This window comes from Bradyrhizobium sp. AUGA SZCCT0182, from assembly GCF_018130185.1.
Taxonomy (GTDB): Bacteria; Pseudomonadota; Alphaproteobacteria; order Rhizobiales; family Xanthobacteraceae; genus Bradyrhizobium.
On sequence record NZ_JAFCLY010000005.1, the window covers coordinates 257771 to 278253 of the forward strand.

27 protein-coding genes are annotated in these 20483 nt (G+C 62.6%); 17 read left to right on the forward strand and 10 right to left on the reverse strand.

Features of this window, described 5'->3' with window-relative positions:
• The first annotated feature begins 13 nt into the window (after positions 1-13).
• Both JQ611_RS08570 and JQ611_RS08575 read left to right on the forward strand, forming a co-directional pair.
• A complete protein-coding gene (locus JQ611_RS08570) occupies positions 14-619 on the forward strand; it encodes an autotransporter domain-containing protein (RefSeq protein WP_212465205.1) in 606 nt (201 codons plus the stop codon).
• 161 nt (positions 620-780) lie between these two features.
• Positions 781-1920, forward strand: a complete 1140-nt coding sequence (locus JQ611_RS08575; RefSeq protein WP_212465206.1) for a DSD1 family PLP-dependent enzyme — start codon at positions 781-783, stop codon at positions 1918-1920.
• Between the two features lie 121 nt (positions 1921-2041).
• On the opposite strand, the gene JQ611_RS08580 is transcribed toward JQ611_RS08575, so the two are convergent.
• Positions 2042-2377, reverse strand: a complete 336-nt coding sequence (locus JQ611_RS08580; RefSeq protein WP_212465207.1) for a GrlR family regulatory protein — start codon at positions 2375-2377, stop codon at positions 2042-2044.
• A 2-nt stretch (positions 2378-2379) separates the two neighbouring features.
• Entirely contained in the window at positions 2380-2541 is a 162-nt protein-coding gene (locus JQ611_RS08585) for a hypothetical protein (protein ID WP_212465208.1), read from the reverse strand.
• 13 nt (positions 2542-2554) lie between these two features.
• Between JQ611_RS08585 and JQ611_RS08590 the strand changes: the two genes are divergently transcribed.
• Positions 2555-3208: an FABP family protein gene (locus JQ611_RS08590; RefSeq protein WP_212465209.1), complete on the forward strand. Its 654-nt coding sequence runs from the start codon at positions 2555-2557 to the stop codon at positions 3206-3208.
• Positions 3209-3316: 108 nt separating this feature from the next.
• On the opposite strand, the gene JQ611_RS08595 is transcribed toward JQ611_RS08590, so the two are convergent.
• The gene (locus tag JQ611_RS08595; protein ID WP_212465210.1) at positions 3317-3622 is read right to left on the reverse strand and encodes a hypothetical protein; all 306 of its coding nucleotides are present in this window, start codon (positions 3620-3622) and stop codon (positions 3317-3319) included.
• A gap of 1064 nt (positions 3623-4686) precedes the next feature.
• Between JQ611_RS08595 and JQ611_RS08600 the strand changes: the two genes are divergently transcribed.
• The 6 genes from JQ611_RS08600 to JQ611_RS42420 all read left to right on the forward strand — a co-directional run bounded on the left by JQ611_RS08600 (position 4687) and on the right by JQ611_RS42420 (position 8350).
• Positions 4687-5136: a nuclear transport factor 2 family protein gene (locus JQ611_RS08600; protein ID WP_212465211.1), complete on the forward strand. Its 450-nt coding sequence runs from the start codon at positions 4687-4689 to the stop codon at positions 5134-5136.
• Positions 5137-5349: 213 nt separating this feature from the next.
• Complete coding sequence (locus JQ611_RS08605) at positions 5350-5616, forward strand: hypothetical protein (RefSeq protein WP_212465232.1); 267 nt, start codon at positions 5350-5352, stop codon at positions 5614-5616.
• 196 nt (positions 5617-5812) lie between these two features.
• Complete coding sequence (locus tag JQ611_RS08610; RefSeq protein WP_212465212.1) at positions 5813-6247, forward strand: nuclear transport factor 2 family protein; 435 nt, start codon at positions 5813-5815, stop codon at positions 6245-6247.
• A gap of 278 nt (positions 6248-6525) precedes the next feature.
• Positions 6526-7467 carry a hypothetical protein gene (locus JQ611_RS08615; protein WP_212465213.1) on the forward strand — a complete coding sequence of 314 codons (942 nt, stop codon included), beginning with the start codon at positions 6526-6528 and terminating at the stop codon, positions 7465-7467.
• A gap of 154 nt (positions 7468-7621) precedes the next feature.
• On the forward strand, positions 7622-8044 hold the full coding sequence (locus tag JQ611_RS08620) for a hypothetical protein (protein ID WP_212465214.1): 423 nt from the start codon (positions 7622-7624) through the stop codon (positions 8042-8044).
• Positions 8045-8218: 174 nt separating this feature from the next.
• Positions 8219-8350, forward strand: a complete 132-nt coding sequence (locus tag JQ611_RS42420) for a hypothetical protein (RefSeq protein ID WP_283813723.1) — start codon at positions 8219-8221, stop codon at positions 8348-8350.
• Positions 8351-8432: 82 nt separating this feature from the next.
• Here JQ611_RS42420 and JQ611_RS08625 read toward each other — a convergent pair whose 3' ends face one another.
• From JQ611_RS08625 to JQ611_RS08635, 3 genes are all read right to left on the reverse strand, one after another.
• Entirely contained in the window at positions 8433-8573 is a 141-nt protein-coding gene (locus JQ611_RS08625; protein WP_212465215.1) for a hypothetical protein, read from the reverse strand.
• A gap of 135 nt (positions 8574-8708) precedes the next feature.
• Positions 8709-9191: a MaoC family dehydratase gene (locus JQ611_RS08630; RefSeq protein WP_212465216.1), complete on the reverse strand. Its 483-nt coding sequence runs from the start codon at positions 9189-9191 to the stop codon at positions 8709-8711.
• Positions 9192-9199: 8 nt separating this feature from the next.
• Entirely contained in the window at positions 9200-9661 is a 462-nt protein-coding gene (locus tag JQ611_RS08635) for a MaoC family dehydratase (RefSeq protein ID WP_212465217.1), read from the reverse strand.
• Positions 9662-9872: 211 nt separating this feature from the next.
• On the opposite strand from JQ611_RS08635, the gene JQ611_RS08640 reads away from it, so the two are divergent.
• On the forward strand, positions 9873-10166 hold the full coding sequence (locus tag JQ611_RS08640; protein WP_192737670.1) for a DUF4282 domain-containing protein: 294 nt from the start codon (positions 9873-9875) through the stop codon (positions 10164-10166).
• An 86-nt stretch (positions 10167-10252) separates the two neighbouring features.
• Here JQ611_RS08640 and ychF read toward each other — a convergent pair whose 3' ends face one another.
• From ychF to JQ611_RS08660, 4 genes are all read right to left on the reverse strand, one after another.
• Positions 10253-11350 (reverse strand): redox-regulated ATPase YchF, encoded by a 1098-nt coding sequence (gene ychF, locus JQ611_RS08645; protein ID WP_212034260.1) that lies wholly within the window; start codon positions 11348-11350, stop codon positions 10253-10255.
• A 39-nt stretch (positions 11351-11389) separates the two neighbouring features.
• The gene (gene pth / locus JQ611_RS08650) at positions 11390-11995 is read right to left on the reverse strand and encodes an aminoacyl-tRNA hydrolase (RefSeq protein WP_212270069.1); all 606 of its coding nucleotides are present in this window, start codon (positions 11993-11995) and stop codon (positions 11390-11392) included.
• Positions 11996-12016: 21 nt separating this feature from the next.
• Positions 12017-12757 (reverse strand): 50S ribosomal protein L25/general stress protein Ctc, encoded by a 741-nt coding sequence (locus JQ611_RS08655; protein ID WP_192737673.1) that lies wholly within the window; start codon positions 12755-12757, stop codon positions 12017-12019.
• A 248-nt stretch (positions 12758-13005) separates the two neighbouring features.
• Positions 13006-13299 carry an accessory factor UbiK family protein gene (locus tag JQ611_RS08660; RefSeq protein WP_212270068.1) on the reverse strand — a complete coding sequence of 98 codons (294 nt, stop codon included), beginning with the start codon at positions 13297-13299 and terminating at the stop codon, positions 13006-13008.
• Between the two features lie 186 nt (positions 13300-13485).
• Here JQ611_RS08660 and JQ611_RS08665 point away from each other — a divergent pair, with 186 nt between their 5' ends.
• From JQ611_RS08665 to JQ611_RS08695, 7 genes are all read left to right on the forward strand, one after another.
• Positions 13486-14220, forward strand: a complete 735-nt coding sequence (locus tag JQ611_RS08665) for a dienelactone hydrolase family protein (protein ID WP_212270067.1) — start codon at positions 13486-13488, stop codon at positions 14218-14220.
• 79 nt (positions 14221-14299) lie between these two features.
• The gene (gene lgt / locus JQ611_RS08670; protein ID WP_212465218.1) at positions 14300-15139 is read left to right on the forward strand and encodes a prolipoprotein diacylglyceryl transferase; all 840 of its coding nucleotides are present in this window, start codon (positions 14300-14302) and stop codon (positions 15137-15139) included.
• 13 nt (positions 15140-15152) lie between these two features.
• Complete coding sequence (locus JQ611_RS08675) at positions 15153-16280, forward strand: class I SAM-dependent methyltransferase (RefSeq protein WP_212270065.1); 1128 nt, start codon at positions 15153-15155, stop codon at positions 16278-16280.
• Positions 16277-17041, forward strand: coding sequence for a peptidoglycan editing factor PgeF (gene pgeF / locus JQ611_RS08680; RefSeq protein WP_212465219.1), 765 nt, complete (start codon positions 16277-16279; stop codon positions 17039-17041). Before JQ611_RS08675 ends, pgeF begins: the two co-directional genes overlap by 4 nt.
• An 87-nt stretch (positions 17042-17128) precedes the next feature.
• Positions 17129-18073 carry a MerR family transcriptional regulator gene (locus JQ611_RS08685; RefSeq protein ID WP_212270063.1) on the forward strand — a complete coding sequence of 315 codons (945 nt, stop codon included), beginning with the start codon at positions 17129-17131 and terminating at the stop codon, positions 18071-18073.
• A gap of 146 nt (positions 18074-18219) precedes the next feature.
• A complete protein-coding gene (locus JQ611_RS08690) occupies positions 18220-18846 on the forward strand; it encodes a hypothetical protein (RefSeq protein ID WP_212465220.1) in 627 nt (208 codons plus the stop codon).
• Between the two features lie 169 nt (positions 18847-19015).
• Positions 19016-19969 carry a ribose-phosphate pyrophosphokinase gene (locus tag JQ611_RS08695; protein WP_212270090.1) on the forward strand — a complete coding sequence of 318 codons (954 nt, stop codon included), beginning with the start codon at positions 19016-19018 and terminating at the stop codon, positions 19967-19969.
• Positions 19970-20483: the final 514 nt, after the last annotated feature.

The window sequence follows — 20483 nt, forward strand, 5'->3', positions numbered from 1 at the left end:
TGGTTGGCTCTGTTTGGGCATTATTGAATGCACTGTCACCGTAATCGCCGCGGGCACCTATCTCGGCTGGCGGCTGACGCCGGGCGTACGCTTCGATGTGGGTCTGGCCCGCTCGGGGATCGGTTATGGCGGGCAGGCCGGCACCGCCACCGACACCTTTTCGGGTCAACGTTGGCTTCTCACGTCAGGGCTGACCGGCAGTTACAAGGCTGCCGGCTTCGCAATCGAGCCGTCCGCCAAGGTCTACGCGCTGTGGGAGCACCAGGACGCCTACACCGACAATTTCGGCATCGCCCATCCCGAGCAGAAATTCTCGACCGGACGCGCCAGCCTTGGCGCCAAGGTCGCTTATCCCTGGCTGTGGTCGCCGTCGCTAAGTGTCTCGCCCTATGTCGGCCTGTTCGGCGACTATTGTTTCAACAGCACCAGCGTCGCTGCGCTCGGTGCGCCGAGCCTGCTACCGTCAAAATATGTGCATGGCCTGTCGGCGCGGGTCACGTCCGGCCTTGCGCGCGACGTCAGGAATGGCGCGAAGCTCTCGGTTGGCGGCGAGCTCGGCGGGAACGGCAATGACTTCCGGGTCTGGACCTTCCGCGGCCGCGCCGCTTTCCCGTTCTGACGAGGTTCGCAGGGTGCGGCCTTTCCGGGTCGATGGAACCCCAGCCGGTTTCCCGGCCACGCTACTCGATCTGCAGCGTCTCGTTACGTGACACCGGTTGGTGCGGCGGCGGACGCTGCTGTACATTCGCGCCAGCCCCACCCACAACCACCGGATTCCCGATGCCATCGCTTCCACCAGCCGAGATCGGCGCACCATTCTCCGAGATCGATACCCCCGCTCTGATCATCGATCTGGATGCGTTCGAACGCAATCTCGATGCGATGGCATCCGCCGTAGGCCAGCTCGGCGTCAGGTTGCGTCCGCATGCGAAGACGCACAAGTCGCCGGTGATTGCCACCAAGCAGATCGCGCGTGGCGCGGTCGGCATGTGCTGCCAGAAAGTGGCCGAGGCCGAGATCCTGGTGGCGGGCGGGGTTAATGATGTGCTCGTCAGCAACGAGGTGGTGGGCGGGCGGAAGCTCGAACGGCTCGCCGCCCTCGCGCGTCACGCGCGGATCAGCGTCTGCGCCGATGATCCCGTCATGATCGAGCAATTGGCGCAAGCGGCGGAACGGGCCGGTTCGCAAATCGAAGTGCTGGTTGAAGTCGACGTGGGGGCCCGGCGTTGCGGCGTCAGGCCGGGCCCCGCGGCAACCGGGCTGGCGCGACAGATAGCGGGTTCGCGCTTTCTGTCTTTCGGCGGCCTGCAAGCCTATCACGGTTCAGCCCAGCATCTGCGCACGCCAGAGGAGCGGCGCGCGGCCATCGCCAATGCAGCGAATGCGACCACCGAAACCCTGCGCGTCCTCAACGAAGCGGGCTTTCGCTGCCGCACCATCGGTGGCGCGGGAACGGGGACGTTCGAACTCGAAGGCGCCAGCGGCATCTGGAACGAGTTGCAGGCGGGCTCCTATGTCTTTATGGACGCCGACTACGCCAAAAATGTTGTCGACGGGGCGCGCAACCGCCGCCCGTTCGAGCATGCGCTCTTTGTTCTGGCGACCGTGATGAGCACCGCTTCCGGCGAACGTGCTGTGGTCGATGCGGGCCACAAGGCCCTGTCGAACGACAGCGGGTTTCCTTCTGTCCGGGGCCGGCCCGACCTGCGCTACCATCGGCCCTCCGACGAACATGGCGTTCTCGAATTCGACAGCGTTTCGTCGCGCCCGGCGGTTGGCGACAGGCTGACGCTGATCCCCGGCCATTGCGATCCGACGGTCAATCTCTACGACTGGTATGTCGGCGTGCGCGGCTTCGATACGCCGGACGCCCGGGTAGAAGCGCTTTGGCCTGTTGCGGCGCGCGGCGCGACCACCTGAAGCGAAATTTTAAGCCCGTAGGGCGGATTGGAGGCGAAGCCGTAATCCGCCGTTGTGAGCTAATTACGTGACGGTGAGCTAAACATTCTCGAGTGCGCGGCGCGCAGCACAGCCAACCAAGCTAACCCGCCACCAGCAACCTTAACACCGCATCATACCGAACACTCTGATCCCCAACGAGGGCCATCGCATCGACCTTGGCGCCGGCGTCGTTGTAGGTGCCGAAAAATCCGATGTATTGGACCCGGGCCGCCATCGGTCGTCCGGTCGGGGTATGTTCCTGGCTGGTCATCTTGCCTTTCCAGCTTCCACCCGAGCACTCGTAGCTGCCGGTGTAATAAACATACGCGTCGCCGCCATGGATCTGGCCGTCGCGGAAGATCAGGATGCCGCCAACGTCGTCGGCCACGCCATCGCGGGATTTGGCAGAGAGCGAATAGAGCCCGTTCTTGATCATGATTATTTCCACGCTCGATCACCGGCAAACATTGCCGGCGCATACAAGCTGCTTTCCTGCGCGACTTGTCGCTCTGGCGAGTGCAATTTAAGCTTATAGCCGGTGGACACCGAAATGGCGACGTAGTCGCCCGCGAAGCCTGATATGGCCGAAACCGCGATCACGCGAGGTTTTCCTATGCTGCCCATTCCCGCCGACATCTTTACCGAGCCTGACAACGTATCGCCTGATAGCCTCGCCAATCTCGGACCGCTCCGTCATCTGGCGGGTATCTGGCAGGCGGACAAGGGCGTGGACGTCAACCCCAAAGCCGACGGCCCGGAGCGTCGGGTGTTTCGCGAGCATGTCCGGATGGACCCGATCGATCCGCAGGCCAACGGACCGCAGCTGTTTTATGGTCTGCGCTATCACATCCACATCAATACGCCGGAGGAAGACATCACCTTCCACGATCAGGTCGGCTATTGGCTTTGGGAGCCTGCAACCGGCCTGATCCTGCAAAGCGTGACCATCCCGCGAGGCCAGGTCTTGCTCGCAGCGGGCCATGCGAAGCCGGATGACAGGCGAATCTCGGTCACGGCGAAGCGCGGCGATACGCGGTACGGAATCTGCTCGACGGAATTTTTGGACGAAGCTTTCCGCACCGAAAGCTACCGATGCGACATCACCTTCAACGACGACGGAAGCTGGACCTATCTGCTTGAAACCGAGCTTCTGGTGAAGGGGCGAGACCAGCCCTTCAATCATCACGATACCAACACCTTGAAGCTTGTTGCGGCGGCGACACCGAATCCGCTGGCTGTCATCCTGAAGGATCGGGCGGAGAACTAGTAGGATGGGTAGAGCGAAGCGAAACCCATCATCTCTCAAGCATCGACGGGCTTCGCGGCGTTTATCATCGGGCCGGCCGAAGGCCATTGGCTCTACCCATCTTACGATCTACTTGTCGTGCGGTCCGCCTGCTACCGGCTCCGCCAGATGCAGGAATTCGTCGAAGGCGACGGCGCCTTCCGCAAGGGTGTGGCACGCGCGACTGTCAATAAAGATTTGCGCGTCATGGTCGAAGATCTCGACGATGAAAAGGGGCTGCCTTGCGGCGCAAGCCGCTGAGGCTGCGTGCATGCGAATTTCATAGTCGCCGATCGACGCCAGGGAAATCGCCTCACCCTCGGGGCGGGACACCAGGCTGACATAGGCTCGGGAAATTCGCAGCGTTGTAAAATTGTATTCCAACGCACGTCCCACAACGAAACCTCGCGCTTTGTTGGTCGGCCGCAGGATTACCAGCCCCGCCATTACGGGAGGCTGGCGGTGAAATTAATGTTTCGAAAGATGGGCCGCGGGGAATGACGGCCGGGACTGCGACAAAACAACCCGACGGCCGCGCCCGGCGTAGCCTTGGGCGAAGCTGGGGCAACTCACTTCCGATTTGCGGAAATCGCGTCAAGCTCAAAATTTCTGTAAATCAAAAATATTCTTGTTGCCGTCCGACCCAAATCAGTGCGCATCTATCGCCATCCCGTCCCACTCAGAGGGCGTCGGCCGTCGTCACGACGAGGGGCGGGTTGCGGTGGACGCTGAGGTTGCGATTGACGGTCGCGGCTGAAGCGTACGGCGAAAGCGTGTGGTCCTGACGCCCTTAACGGCGTCAAGTCCTGCGGGAGCTAACGCTTCCGAGGGACGACGGTGGCAATAGAGGCCGTCTCACCGGGGAGAGCGCGTTATAAGCCGTAAAGCCATTGCGCAGGGAAGGCCGGGTGTTCTCCGCTGCCCTGTATGCTCGTGTGCAGCCTACTTAGCACAATTCGCACACGAGATCGCGGGTGCAGCGCGCATCCGGCATTCCCTGCGCCCTCTGGATTCGAGGGCGGAAGAGATTTCTTGCAAACCTCGGGCGCAATGCGCCGCGGGAATGCGAAACTATGTCCACGTCGTCCCGGCGAAGGCCGGGACCCATAACCACAGGAAGAAGTTTTGCGAATGGTCTCTCCTACTGAGCTTCATCGAGAGATCACGCGGTATGGGTCCCGGCCCCCGTGCGCAATTGCGCACTAGGCCGGGACGACGAATTATAGGCGACGTCGTCCGCAATGGCTGCGTCGTCCAGGCTGTTTGAGATTCGAATCTAGCTAAACAGCGCCGGCCAGGACAAGCGCAGGTTGACCAACCACAGCTCACGGTAGTGAACCGTTTCCACGCTGGCGACGTCAGACTTTGTGCCTGCTTTTGCGGATCGGCCGCTGTGTTATGGCGTTCGCTGTGGGATCGGCCGCCGCGGGGCAGGTTGAAACTCGGCGGAGAAAGACTGGATGACCGCGGACCTGCATCGGCAGCGCCTACTGAATTTCCTGGACGTCTACTATGCCGGCGACATCGAGGGGTCGCTGGCGCGCTGCACCGACGATGTCGCGTTCGTCGCCAACGCCCCGGTCGATCTGCTTCCCCACATGGGTCATCGCCGGGGCACCGCCGCGATGCGCGAGATGTGGACCACCGTCCGCGCCCGCTATTCCGAAATGCGCTGCGAGGTGCCGATCCTGGTCGCCGAGGGCGACAGGGTGGCGGCGAACATCCGGGTGTTTTTCCGCAAGCGCAGCAATCAGCGGATGGTGCAGTTCGACATCGCGGCGTTTTATACCTTCCGCGACGGCCGCATCGCCCAGATCCGCGAGATCATCGACACCTTCGACATGGTCGAGCAGGTGCTGGAGCGCGATCTCAGCGCGATCCTGAGGGGAGAGAGGCTGGTAGAAATCTAGACGACGTCATTCCGGGGCGATGCAAAGCATCGAACTATGGTGCGCAGTTGCGCACCTGAGAATCTCGAGATTCCCCGGTGCGCAATTGCGCACCTGAGGTCTGGTCCTGCGGACCATCCCGGAATGACAGCCCGCCTTATTTTCCCGTCACCGTTGAACCTCGCCGCCCCGGCGGCGACACACCACAAGGCTTTTTCCGGGACAGAAGAACATATGAAGATCGCGTTGCTGGCTCTGCTTGGTTTGGCGTTGGGGGCTCTGGGAGGTGCGGCGCTTGGAATCGGGACCGGGCTGGCCTGGGTCGAGATCTTTAAAACCACGAGTTTTGAAGGCTATAACGGCATGCTGGTGTTCTTCACCTTCATGCCGCTGGGCGCCGCGATCGGCGGTATCGGGGGCGCTTTGCTGTTCGGCGTGATCGCGATCAAGGACGCCGAAATCGCCATCGAGCGCGAGCCGGTGCGCCGCCGGGAGGGGTAAAAACGGCGCCAGCGGCGGTAAAAACGCGGAAAATCCTGCATTTGTGCAATGCAGAAACGTCGGTTGTATTTTAACAAAAAACGCCTATCGTTAGTGTACGAATGAATTTAGCGGCGAGAATTTAGCAACTGCACGGCGTCGACGCGGACGCCCCCTGGGCCGTTGCCGTTTGAATCAGTTTCAAGGACGAAATCAAATGACAGAGCATAGTCTCTGGCGTTTTTCGCGCGCGTTGCATCGTGCGATCAATGAACGCCAGCCCGCCGATCTCGAAGCCCTGCTCGACGAGGACGTCGATTGGGCGATCTATGGCCCGATCGACATGTTTCCGTTCTTCGGTTCGCGCCGGGGCAAGGAAGCCGTGATCGAGGTGATCCGGCAGATTGCAGAGAACATCCGCGTCCATCGCTTCGACCGCGAGTCGATCATGCTGGGGGTCGATTCCGCCGCCTCGATGATGCGCTATTCGCTGACCGCGCTGGATTCCAACAAGCCGATCAGCCTGCGGGTTGCGCATTTCGCGCAGTTCAAGGCCGGCAAGCTGACCAATCTCCGCGTGCTGGTCGACACCTTCGACCTGGTCGAGCAGGCGGTGGGGTATCCCATCCATCTGCCGCGAATGGCGGTCTAGTTAGCCCGCACCAATCCGTTTCGTCATGGCCGGGCCAAAGCGCGAAGCGCGTCTTCGCGCTGGAGATCGCGGCGACCCACGTCCTCCTCACCAGCCCCTGGAAGACGTGGTTGCGACAAAGGCGTAACGACGCGCTTCGTGCTTGATCGAGCTTGCGAAGCTGCACTCGGCGCTGTGGCCCGGACATGACGGAGTGCGAGGGCGCGCGAATGCGCCCTCGCCATAATTTCGTACCACCGCCAACGCATTCTGCACCTGATTTGGAATGCGGGCGGGTTATGACTTCCACGACACGATTTGGCTGGATAAGGCTGCCGTTGCTGGTGGCCGGCTTCAGTCTGGGCGCGGTGCTGGCCGTGGCGGCGCAAACGCCGCCCGCCGATGAAGATACCGAAGAGCCGGCGGAGGAAGCAGCCCCCGACGTCGCAGCGGCGCCTGGCGTCGCGGTAGCGCCTGATGTCAATGACCCTGATATCATGAAGGATATCGACGTCTCCAAGCTCGACTGGAGCCAGCTCGATCTCGATGCCGCGCCGCTGACCGGGCCTGCCGCAAAAACCCGCGCCGCGTCGAAAGCCGCGACCAGTACGGACACCGCCTGGTCGGCGAACGAAAAGGCGAACGGCAGCTCCGCCGTGTCGGTGAAACAATCGCTGACCCCGTTCTGGGACGCGCGGATCGGCGCCGACATGACGGTTGCCCGGCAAGGCACGCTGACGGCCCAGGAATTACTGTCGGAAAAACTCGCCAATGGCGGCAGCCTGCCGCAATCGTCCGGCACCGCCTGGGCCGCGATCACAGCGCCGGGTGTCGGCTCGATCTGGGACAAGACGTCAGTCGAAGCCCGCGTCGATCCCGGGGCGGACCAGAGCAGGCTCGGCACCTCCCTGAGCAAATCGCTGCCGCTCAACGAGCAATATTCGCTCACGCTGCAGAATGGCTACAATCTGATCCAGCAGGGCATCGTTCCGGTGCCCGGCATCATCAGCCATCCGACCCGCAGCTATGAGACCGACCAGTCGGCGCGACTGAGCATCGCCGATACCGGCACCAGCTTCGTGGCCGGCCAGACGCTGTCGACCTCGGATGACAAATGGCTGCGCAAGGTCGGCGCCGAACAAAAACTGTTCGACGGCGTCACCATCTCGGGTTCGGTCGGCGAGACCCCGTCGGGCGTGGTTAACAAGAGTTTTGGCGCAGGCTTCAAGCGCAGCTGGTAAGCCCCTGCGCCTCTTCGCCAATCCTTTTCAGAATGATGCAGCATTGCCGCATATTGGCCCAGATGCAGACAAATTCCACACTACTGATAGGAACGCTCACTTCGTCGTGCGGGGGACGTCCGCGCTCGCTTATCGCGAAACAGAGGAATGGCCGATGAACGCTACCAATCGAACCGAACAAGTTGAATCAACTGAGGATGCCGTCGACAGCAACCTCGCCGCGGTCTCGGAAGTCGAGGCCGGGATCCGCGACTTCGTCCGCAACGACATCGCCTATCTGCGCCGTCCGCCGGCCGGTGCCGCGGAAACCGTGCCGCTCGATGCCAGCGCGGAAGCCACCGTCAACAACGTCAACTCGCTGATCCAGCGCGTCGCCGGCACCTCGCTTGCTGAAATCGAGAAGCTGATTTCGGAACTCGAAAGCCTGCGCGATCTCTTGCATGCCGAAGGCCAGCGCGTTCAGCGCGAAATCTCCGGCTATGCGCAGCTCAGCCAGGCGGCGATGAAGTCGACGCGCATGATCGCCGACAACGTCACGCAGTGGAAGCGCGCCGCCGACGGGCTGCGCAACAGCTGATCCGGGATCTTGTACTGATTCCAGACCGTTGCAAAAATCCTACACCCGCCGTCTTCTTCAACAGAAGGCGGCGGTTTCGTTTGATATGTGGCTGTTTTGAACTTTATAAGCAGCGCGTCGGGATCAAGGGACGGGTGCCGCCACCAACGGTAGGCAAACTTCCAGGGATACGAGATGCAAAACGGTCAGCCAAACAACACTCATCCACTGCCGCATTCGGCACATGGCATGGGCACGCTCATGGTCCGGTTCGTCGGACTGCTGACGGTTGCGGTGGTGCTCATGACGCTGATCTGGAACAGCTGACACGGCGACGGGCAGGCACAGCTTTAAGGTCGCGCGGTTCAGTGCTGGTACGATCCAGCGCCATGGTTAGCAAAGCCTGACCTTATTGGACGGACGACGTGCTCTCGAGCGTGTAGCCGCCGTCGGCATAGCCCTTCACTACCATTGCAGTCGTCAGCATCACGCAAAGCGTGATGGTCGCGAAAATAAAGCCGACAAGTTTCAAGTGGCTGCGATCTGCCATGGTCATCCCCTCGGTACTTCCCCTCAGTCTCATATGGCAGGCAGAAAGTTCAAAATGTGTTAGCAAATAAATTGCTTCGCAGAATGGTAAACGCGCCCGGACCAAGAAACGGTTCGCTAAGCATACCGGCTCGGGTCAGGAACCGGGATTCCGCCGCGGCACGAAGGCGGTGGCCAAAAACGAGTACACCTGTTCGCCGCGCTGGTTGGCGCCGGTATTGCGGGCCTGCAGGATGCCCCATTCGGGACGCTTGTCCGACGTGCGCTTGGTTTCGACGACACTCGAAAAACTGATGGTGTCACCGGCCAATACCGGCCTGATCCAGCGCAGTTCGCGAAAGCCGGGCGACGGTCCCCAGACCGCAACTTCCTCGCCGCGCGCGAGAGCCTCCCGCGTCAGGCGCTGGCCGTCGGCGACCAGTAGCTTCATGCAGACAGAGCCGACATGCCATCCCGACGCCGCCAACCCGCCGAACAGCGATTGGCGTCCCGCTTCCTCGTCGAGGTGAAACGCCTGCGGATCGAACTGCGCGGCGAATTGCTTGATCAGCTCGGCGGTGAAGGTGAACGATCCGAGTTCACGCCGCGAACCGATTTCAATGTCCTCAAAGAAACGCATCGAAGATCCTATTCCGCCGCGACATCGGCGCGACGGCGCACGATGATCGGCGACACCATCTCGCACAGCGTCACGCCGGCGGCGTTCTTGACCACGCCCTTGAACGTCACGATGCCGGTCTCGGGACGGCTGCGCGAAACTCGCGCCTCCGCGACCTCGATATCGAGCGTCAGATCATCGTCCGGCCGCAGAGGTGACAGCCAGCGCATCTCGTTGACGCCCGGCGAGCCCATCGACGCGGTGCGGCCGATGAAGCCGTCGAACATCATCCGCATCATGAGCGAGCAAAGATGCCAGCCCGACCCGGAGAGGCCCTTCAGCATCGACTTGGCTGCGGCCGCGTCGTCCAGATGCATCGGCTGCGGGTCGTACTCCGCAGCGTAAGTCAGGATCTCCTCGCGCGTGACGTGGCGCGGTCCGAACGTACCGAAATGGCCGGGTTTGAAATCTTCGAAGGTGAGCGTTGTCATGATGGGATTTTACAGTGCGGAAGCCCGATTGTGGCCGTTATTTGCAGCAATCTCAACCCGCCCACCCGCATGGCTCGTGCCCGACGGGCGAACACCGTTGCAACCGGTGCGCGTCTTCGGCTTGCTCGGGACCGCATTCGGAGCTAGGCCCTGTGCTCTCAGGAGCGAGGCTGGACGCGAATCACTTTTCGACTTGCCGGGAGAACCACCGATGTTCGATTTTCAGGACCTGTTTCAGTGGGACCGCTTTATCACGCCCACGATCATCAAGACCTTTTACTGGCTGGTGATCGGCCTGATCGTGCTGTTCGGCATATCCGGCATTTTCTCCGGCCTCGCTGCGATGGCGATCAGCCCGTTCGGCGGATTCATCGTGCTGCTGTCCTCGATCGCCAGCGTCGTGGTCGGCGTGGTGTTCTCACGCATCGCCGCAGAATTCATCCTGATCGTGTTCCGCATCAACGAGCACCTCGGCGCGATCCGCGACCAGGGCCAGACGCATTAAGCGCGATGACTAACAGTCATCCCGCTTTATTTCTTGTTTGAGCATGATCCGTTCGGAAAACCGGTACCCACTTTTCCGGTTCATGCTTAGGTATTGAACCTGAAATGCATGACGTCGCCGTCAGCGACGACGTATTCCTTGCCTTCCAGCCGCAGCTTGCCGGCATCGCGCGCGCCGGCTTCGCCACCCAGCGCGACATAGTCGGCATAGGCGATGGTTTCTGCGCGGATAAAGCCCTTTTCGAAATCGGTATGGATTACGCCGGCCGCCGCAGGCCCTTTGGTGCCGCGGTTGATGGTCCAGGCGCGGGCTTCCTTCGGCCCGACGGTGAAGTAGGTAATGAGGTCGAGCAGCTGGTAGCCGGCGCGGATCAGGCGGTCGAGGCCGGCCTCTTCGAGGCCGAGCGTATCGAGGAACTCGACGCGCTCCTCGCGTGACAGCGTCGCGATCTCGGATTCGATCTTGGCCGAAATCGCCACCGCGACCGCACCCTCTTTCTTGGCGTGCTCGAACACCTGTTTGGAAAAGCTGTTGCCGTCCTTGGCCGAGCCTTCCTCGACGTTGCAAACGTACAGCACCGGTTTCGACGTCAACAGGCCAAGCATGCCAAAGGCACGCTCTTCTTCCGCCTTGCGTTCGAGGAACCGCGCGGGCTTGCCGTCGCGCAGCAGCACCAGCGCGCGGTTGACGAGGTCGAGCTGTTCCTTGGCGTCCTTGTCGTTGCCCTTGGCCTTCTTGGTAAGATTGTCGACGCGCTTCTCGAGGCTGTCGAGATCGGCCAGCATCAGCTCGGTCTCGATGGTCTCGATATCAGCCAGCGGCGCGATCTTGCCTTCGACATGGGTGATGTCGGAATCCTCAAAGCAGCGCACCACATGCGCCACCGCGTCGACCTCGCGGATGGTGGCGAGAAACTGGTTGCCGAGGCCTTCGCCCTTGGAGGCACCGCGCACCAGGCCCGCGATGTCAACGAAGGTCAGTCGCGTCGGGATGATCTGGGCCGACTTGGCAATCGCGGACAGTTTGTCGAGCCTGGGATCAGGCACCGCCACCTCGCCGACATTCGGCTCAATGGTGCAGAACGGATAATTCGCCGCCTGCGCCGCGGCAGTCTCGGTCAGCGCGTTGAACAGCGTCGACTTGCCGACATTGGGCAGGCCTACGATACCGCATTTGAATCCCATGACGTGTCCTGAAGTCTGTTGCTGGCGATCGGCGGCGCGTTACGCAGCGCCGTCATCGCCCTTGTCGAAAAATCCCTTGGACTGCAGCGCCAGATGCACCTTGTTCTGAAACGACGAGTCGTGGTTCGTGGCAAGTAGTCCGGCATTGTCGGCGACCGCCTCGCACAGCGCCTCGACCCAGGGCCGATCGCTCTTGGCGAAATCCGACAGCACGTGGCTGTGCACCAGTTCCTTGACGCCGGGATGACCGATCCCGAGCCGCACCCGGCGATAGTCGTTGCCGATATGCGAGGAGATCGAGCGCAACCCGTTATGGCCGGCAATGCCGCCACCGACCTTGACGCGTACTTTCGCCGCCGGCAGTTCGAGTTCGTCCTGAAACACGATGATCTCGCCGACCCCGAGCTTGAAGAAGTTCGCGGCTTCCTGCACCGCGCGCCCGGACTCGTTCATATAGGTCGTGGGCTTGAGCAGGACTACGCGCTCGCGCTCCAGCGTGCCTTCCGACGTCTCGCCCTGAAAACGGCGGCGCCATGGTGCGAAACCATGACGCCGCGCAATTTCATCGACGACCGCGAAACCGATATTATGCCGGTTGTTCGCGTACTTCGCGCCGGGATTACCGAGGCCGACAAACAGGCGCATGACGCGGCATCCCGCGTTCGCTTACTTCTTCTTGTCGCCGCCAGGCGCCTTGGCGCCAGCCGCGGGCGCCTTCGCACCAGCCGCCGGAGCAGCAGCACCCGCTGCGGGCGCAGCAGCCGCACCCGCCGCCGGAGCAGCACCGGGAGCCGCAGCACCGCCAGCAGCAGCCGCCGCAGCCGCCTTGAGTTCTTCGGCGTAGCCGGACGGCGGCACGATGGTCACGAGCGTCGCATCTTCACGCGACAGCGACTTCACGCCAGCGGGCAGCTTGATGTCGGACAGATGCAGCGAGTGGCTGATTTCCAGCGTGCTGGCATCGGCCTCGATGTACTGCGGAATATTGTCGACCGAACACTCGAGTTCGATGGTGTGGGTGACGATGTTGACCGTGCCGCCGCGCTTGACGCCGGGCGAGACTTCGCCGTTGACCACATGCAGGGGAACGCTGACGCGGATGGTGGCGCCTTCACCGAGCCGCATGAAGTCGACATGCAGCGGGAAGTCACGCACCGGATCGAGATGGAAGTCGCGCGGGATCACGCGGTGCTTCTTGCCCTCGAGATCGATGTCGTAAATCGTGGTCAGGAACCGGCCGGCCAGAATGCGCTGGCGCAGTTCGGCATCGTCGACCGAGATGGTCACGGGGGGCTGGTTGTTGCCATAGATCACTCCGGGAACTCTCCCGGCGCGACGCTCTGCCCGGGCGGCCCCCTTGCCGCTCTGCGGACGCGCGGTCGCCTTCAATTCCTTGACGGTCGCCATCGTGTTAAGTCCTTGTTTTCTAAAAAGTTAAAGGCCGCAACGCGGCCCGGTAGCGTCCGACAGCAAGCCTCCAGGGGTGCGGGGGCTGCGGACGTGGCGGGCTTTTAGCCCCAAAGCGCCAAAATGACAAGGAAATCAGGGGATTTTTCTGCGGGCTCTGGACGCAGGGGCAGGCAGCATTGTGTGCCCTCTCCCTGCCCGCTGCCCCGTACGGACGAACGAACGGAGAGACCGTACCTGGCCGAGTCCTAGAAGTCCGTCTTCGGGTTGTCCGGACCGGGCGCGGGCGGCGAAATGCCGATCTTGGCTTCCAGCGCCGCGATCCGGGTCTTCAGCGCCTCGTTTTCCTCGCGCGCCAGCCGGGCCATGTCCTTGACCGCGTCGAACTCCTCGCGCTTGACGAGGTCGAGGTCGCGCAGGATGCGTTCGGCCTGGTTGCGAACGACCGCATCGACCTCGCGCTTGACGCCCTGGGCGGCGCCGGCAGCGTCGTTCATCAAACGGCCGATCTCGTCGAAAAACCGATTGTTGGTCTGGGTCATCGCTAAACGCTCCGGTCGCTGCAACTGGATCTGCTTCCACCAAGACAATGGCGATCCAGACGTCCGGGTTCAAGAGTGCCGTTCAACGCCAAGGTGATGTCCGTTTGCCTTGTCATGCCCTCCTTTCCTTGCAATCGTACCGAACGCCGACCCCCCAAAAACCAGAATCAGAAAACAGAAACGCACATGATCGACCAGCAGATCGACATCCAGACCAAGGACGGCAAGACCACCACTTTCATCACCCATCCCGAGCGCGGCGGACCGTTTCCCGTCATCCTGTTCTACATGGATGCGCCGGCGATCCGCGAGGAACTGCGCGACATGGCGCGGCGGCTCGCGACGTCAGGCTATTACGTGATGCTGCCCAACATGTACTACCGCTCCGGCGTGATGGAGCTGGGGCCGATTCCGCCGGATCCTGAGGCGCCCGAGCGCAAGCGGATGTTCGAGTTCATGGCCTCGATCAACATCCCGATGGTGATGGAGGACACCAAGGCCCTGCTGGCCTATGCGGCGACCCAAAAGGCCGCGAACACCGCCATCGTCGGTACCGTCGGCTACTGCATGAGCGGCCGCTACGCGGTCAACGCGGCGACGCATTTTCCGGACCAGGTGAAAGCCGCAGCCTCGATCTACGGCACGCATCTGGCGACCGACCAGCCGGACAGCCCGCATATTGCCGCCGGCAAGACCAAGGCTGAATTGTACTTCGCCTGCGCCGAAACCGACATCTACGCGCCGGCCGAGATCATCGAGAAATTGAAGCAGGGCATGAAGGGATCGAACAACGAGGTCGAGGTTTTCCCCGGCACCCATCACGGCTTCGCCTTCCCGAAGCGGCCGGTCTATCACCGCGACGCCGCCGAGCGGCATTGGGAGCGGCTGCTGGCGCTGTATCGCCGCAACCTCGCCACCTGATCGCAAGATTCCGATACAAGGCTCCCCCGCCGATCTTCGGCGTGGCCTATGCCGTCTACACCAAAGCCCTGTGAGCCAGATGCAATTCCTCACTATCGCCTTTCCGGTATTCGATCCGATCGCGCTCTCGATCGGACCGATCGCAATCCGCTGGTATGCGCTGGCCTATATCGGCGGCATCGTGCTGGGATGGATTTATGCGCGTTCGCTGGTCAAGAGCGAGAAATTATGGGGCGGGCCGGCGCCGATCACGCTGGTGCAGCTCGACGATTTCATCCTGTGGGTCACCATCGGCATCATCGTCGGCGGCCGCACCGGCTACGTGCTGTTCTACAATCCAGCCTATTTTGCGCAGCACCCGGCCGAGATTTTCGAATTGTGGAACGGCGGCATGTCGTTTCACGGCGGTTTCCTCGGCTGCGTCGCCGCGGTGATGCTGTTCTGCCGCAAACACGGCATCTCGATCCTGTCGCTCGGCGACATCACCACCGGCGTCGGGCCGATCGGATTGTTCCTCGGGCGGCTCGCCAACTTCATCAACAGCGAATTGTGGGGCCGGCCGGCCGATTCCAGCGTGCCATGGAGGATGGTGTTCCCCAATGGCGGGCCGCTGCCGCGCCACCCCAGCCAGCTCTATGAGGCGGCGCTCGAGGGCATCCTGCTGTTTACGATATTGGCGGTCATGATTCGGATGGGCGCCCTGAAGCGGCCGGGCCTGATCCTCGGCAGCTTCATCGCGATCTACGCAATTGCCCGAATAATAAGCGAGTTCTTCCGTGAGCCGGACCCGCAGCTCGGATTTTTGTGGGGCGGGCTAACTATGGGTATGCTGTTGTCGGTGCCGATGATCATTGCCGGAGCCATCCTGATAGTGATGGCATGGCGCAAGGCGCCGGAGCATTCGCAGAAGTCCATTTAAGGCAAGGCAGGCCGTGACCGAATATTCGCCGCTGCAGTCCGAGATCAGGAAGCTGATCCAATCGTCAGGCCCGATGCCGGTCTGGCGATACATGGAATTGTGCCTGATGCATCCCGAACACGGCTATTACGTCTCGCGCGATCCGCTCGGCCGGGAGGGCGATTTCACCACCGCGCCCGAAGTAAGCCAGATGTTCGGCGAACTGCTCGGATTGTGGGCCGCCTCGGTCTGGAAGGCGATCGGCTCGCCGCCGACGCTGCGGCTGGTCGAGCTCGGGCCCGGCCGCGGCACCATGATGGCGGACGCGCTGCGCGCGCTGCGGGTGCTGCCGCCGCTCTATCAGTCGCTCAGCACACACCTCGTCGAGATCAATCCGGTGCTGCGCGAGAAGCAAAGCGCGACGCTGTCGGGCGTGCGCAATCTCAGCTGGCACGACAGCATCGACGACGTGCCCGAGGGCCCTGCGGTCATTTTCGCCAACGAGTATTTCGACGTGCTGCCGATTCACCAGGTGGTGAAGCGTGAGACCGGCTGGCATGAGCGCGTGATCAAGCTCGACGACGGCGGCAAGCTGGTATTCGCGGCCGCCGACGAACCGACCCCCCGCTTCGAGGTGCTGCTGCCGCCGCTGGTGCGTGCCGCCCCGATCGGCGCCGTGTTCGAATGGCGGCCCGACGCCGAGATCATGAAGATCGCCAGGCGCGTGCGCGAACAGGACGGCGCTGCGCTGATCATCGATTACGGCCATCTGCGCAGCGACGCCGGCGACACCTTCCAGGCCATCGCCCGCCACAGCTTCACCGATCCCCTGAAGAATCCAGGACAGGCCGACGTGACCGCTCATGTCGATTTCCAGGCATTGGTGCGCGCCGCCGAAGATATGGGCGCGCGCACCCACGGTCCGGTGACGCAGGGCGAGTTCCTCAAGCGGCTCGGCATCGAGACCCGCGCATTGACGCTGATGGGCAAGACCACGCCGGAAGTTTCCGCCGATATTTCCAATGCGCTGAAGCGGCTGACCGATAGTGGCCGCGGCGGCATGGGCTCGATGTTCAAGGTGCTGGCGATCACGGAGCCGCATCTCACCTCGGTCGCGGGCCTGTCCGACGAACAGGAATCTGCCGACGAAGAGGCGTCATGACCTACGGATCGTCGCTGCTTTCGGCCATTCCGGGCCTGCGCCATGCTTTCTTCACCCGCGAGGGCGGCGTATCCGGCGGGATTTACGAGGGCCTCAATGGCGGCCTCGGTTCGAACGATGATGGCGCCCACGTCGCGGAAAATCGCCGCCGGATGGCCGAGCAGATGGGTGTCGCACCGGATCGTTTTCTCAGCGTGCACCAGATCCATTCGCCCGATGCCGTGGTGGCGACCGGCCCCTGGACCGGGGACAAGCCGCGCGCCGATGCCCTGGTCACCCGCACCGAAGGCCTTGCGATCGGCGTCACCGCAGCCGATTGCGGGCCGATCTTGTTCGTCGATCCCACGGCCCGCGTGATCGGCGCGGCCCATGCCGGCTGGAAGGGGGCGCTGACCGGAATCATCGAATCCACCGTGGATGCGATGGAAAGACTCGGCGCCGACCGCACCGGCACGGTCGCTGCGATCGGCCCCCTGATCCGCCAGCATTCCTACGAAGTCGGCGGCGAATTCGTCGAACGTTTTCTGGATGCCGACGCCGGCAATGCCGCCTACTTCATTGCTTCGGAGCGCGCCGGCCATTCGATGTTCGACCTTGCCGGCTACATCCGCATGCGGCTGGAAAACGCCGGCGTGCTGATGATCGACGACATCGGCGTCGACACCTATTCCGACGAACGCTTCTACAGCTACCGCCGCTCGGTGCATCGGAAAGAGCCGGATTACGGAAGGCATGTTCACGCCATCGCGCTGACCGACTGAGTTCCGCCAGCGCAATTCCGTAATCATCTCCGAGAGCTGGAATCCAGCCTTGACTCTCCACTGGGTGGAGGCTGCACAACCCGCGGCATGACACATCGAACCTACAGCATCGGCGAAGCGTCGCGCCTCAGCGGAGTGTCCGTTCGGCGACTGCGCTTCTATTCGGACCAGGGACTGCTCCCGCCGGCAGGGCGAACGGAGAGCGGCTATCGCGTCTTCACCGATAGCGAGCTCGTCCGCCTCGACCTTATCAGCTGCCTGCGGGACGCCGGCCTCGGCCTCGATGCCATTCGCGAGGTGTTGTCGAAGGAGCTTTCGCTGACCGAAGCACTGACGCTTCGCCTGCGGGCGCTCGAGGCCGAAATCGCAGCGCAACGCCGGATCGCGGCGGCGCTGCGTGCGGCGCTTCGTTCGCCCGAACTGACCGAAGCCGATTTGAGGAGATTCTGGACCATGACCAAATTGTCGCGCGATGAACGGCTTAGCGTCGTCGAAGCTTATTACGAACGGGTCTCTGACGGCGTGAACATCGATCCCAAATGGATGCGCCAGATGATCGAAGACAGCGTCCCCGAACTGCCCGAAGACCCGACGCCCGAGCAGTGTGACGCCTGGATCGAGCTTTCGGGCATGCTGCGCGATCCCGAATTTGCGGCCAACATGCGAAACAATGCCAAGGACATCTGGGACGACGCGACCTTCGATCCCATCGCCTGGAAGACCGAAGGCGACGCCATCCTAGTCAAGGCCAAGGACGCCATCGCGCGCGGCCTTGAACCGACTTCGGAAGCCGGCCAGGCACTTGCAAGGGAATGGGTGGAAATCTCGGCCCGACTCACGCAGCGCAAGCCCGATCCGGATTTCCGAACTTGGTTGCGTGCCAAATATGATTACCATGACGCGCGCGCGGGCCGCTATTGGGAGTTGGTTGCCATCCTGCGGGGCCAATCGCCGAGTAGCAGCCCGAACCGGGAATGGGAATGGATGTCGACCGCCATGAAGCACCATCTCGCCGATGCGGCCCCATCGTGAAAATGCCGTGATTGGCCAGGCGATAAAGCGAGAGTCCGGTCCAATGTTCGACCAGGTGTGGCTGTCCTGCCAGAGCGCCGGGCTTTCTGAGTAGGCCGCCATCCCCTGCCCTAGACCTTAATGCATTTTAACGATATCGCAGGGCAATGAGGGACGTCATCCGAGCCTCCTGCCTGCGATCCCCGCGTGCGATTATCGCCGCGGCGCTGCTCGCCGTTTCGTGTGCGCTTGGCGGCTGCGCCGGTGGCGGCGCGGCGAGCGGATCGTTCGCGATGGCGACCAGTGGCGGCGGCTCGACCGTGGCCTTTGAATCGATCGACGGCCCGCCGCCGCACGTCTTCGACCGCATGGTCGGCGTCATCGACAGCGAATCGAAGCTGCGGAACCTGCAGATCGTCTCGCGCGAAGGCGGCGCTTCCTACCGCGTGCGCAGCTATCTCTCGGCGCAGGTGGTGCGCGGCAAGACCATGATCGCCTGGGTCTGGGACGTCTACGACAACAACCAGCAGCGCGCGCTGCGGCTGTCCGGCGAGGAACCGGCGGGCAAGGCCGGACGCGACGCCTGGGCCGCCGCCGACGATCTCGTGCTGCGGAAAATCGCGCAGGCCGGCCTTAGCGGCCTCAGCGGCATGATCAACGGCGCGCCGGAAGCACCGCAGCCGGCGCCAGCCCCCTCGCCCGGCCGCCGCGGCTCCGCGGTCGCGAGTGTGGAGCAGACAGCACCCGCCGAGGGTGTATTTGGTGTCGCCGCGCTCGGCTTCAGCAGCCATTAAGCCTACCCCGTAAAGTCCCGTATCGGCTCATTTTTAACCGGGAAAACAGCTGCGACGGGTTGCCAGCCGCGCCACCTGCCTGATATCTCCTCGCGCATCGAAACCCGCCGGTTTACAGGTATCCCAGATGCTGAACGTCGTATCCAGCAAGGCGCGGGGAGAGGCCTCGATGTCCGCCAAGAACGGCTCCATCAAGCTGGTCGCCGGCAATTCGAACCCTGCTTTGGCGAAGGCCATCGCCGAAGGGCTGGATCTGCCGCTGACCAAGGCCAGCGTCCGCCGCTTTGCCGATAACGAAATCTTCGTCGAGGTGCTCGAGAACGTGCGCGGCTCGGACGCGTTCATCATCCAGTCGACGTCGTTTCCGGCCAACGACCATCTGATGGAATTGCTGATCATCACCGATGCGCTGCGCCGCTCGTCCGCGCGCCGCATCACGGCGGTGATCCCCTATTTCGGCTACGCCCGGCAGGACCGCAAGGTCGGCTCGCGCGCACCGATTTCGGCCAAGCTGGTGGCCAATCTGATCACGCATGCCGGCATCGATCGCGTCATGACGCTCGACCTGCATGCCGGCCAGATCCAGGGCTTCTTCGACATCCCGACCGACAATCTCTACGCCTCGCCGCTGATGGTGCGCGACATCAAGGAGCGCTTCAACCTCGCCAACGTGATGGTGGTGTCGCCCGACGTCGGCGGCGTGGTGCGCGCCCGCGGCCTCTCCAAGCGCATCAACGCGCCGCTCGCCATCATCGACAAGCGCCGCGAACGCGCCGGCGAATCCGAAGTCATGAACGTGATCGGCGACGTCGCCGGTTATACCTGCATCCTGATCGACGACATCGTCGATTCCGGCGGCACGCTGGTGAACGCGGCCGACGCCCTGATCGCCAACGGCGCCAAGGAAGTCTACGCCTACATCTCCCATGGCGTACTGTCGGGCGGCGCCGCCGCCCGCATCGCCGGCTCCAGGCTGAAAGAGCTTGTCATCACCGACTCGATCCTGCCGACGGAGGCGGTCAACAAGGCCGCCAACATCCGCACGCTCTCGATCGCGCCGCTGATCGCCGAAGCCATCGGCCGTACCGCGGCGGAAGAATCGGTTTCGAGCTTGTTCGATTGAGAGGCGCAACGTCGCCTCTTCATGTCGTCCCTGCGAACGCAGGGACCCATACCGCGTGATCTCTCAATAAAGCCTCGGTAGCAGAGACCATTCGCAAAACTTCTCCCTGTGGTTATGGGTCCCCCGATGCGCAATTGCGCATCTGAGCTCAAGGCCGGGACGACGGGCGTTCTTTGTTGCTGCACTGAGCACTGAACACACCTTCGCGATCTCGCGACGCGTTGCGTGAAACGAGAGGGCGCAGGGAAGACCGGGTGCGCGCTGCACCCGCGGTCTCGCGTGCGGTTTGCACAAAACAAGGTGCACACGAGCATACAGGGCAGCGGAGAACACCCGGCCTTCCCTGCGCAATGGCTTTACGGCTTATGCCGCGCTCTCCCCCGAGACGAGTTCTTGGTTGACTCCGTCGCTGCCGTTTCCGCTTGCGCTTCTCCGACAGCTTGACGCCTGCAACGGGCGCCAGGACCACACGGTTTTGCCGTACGCCCGTCCGCGCCGTCGTCTCAGCGCAAAC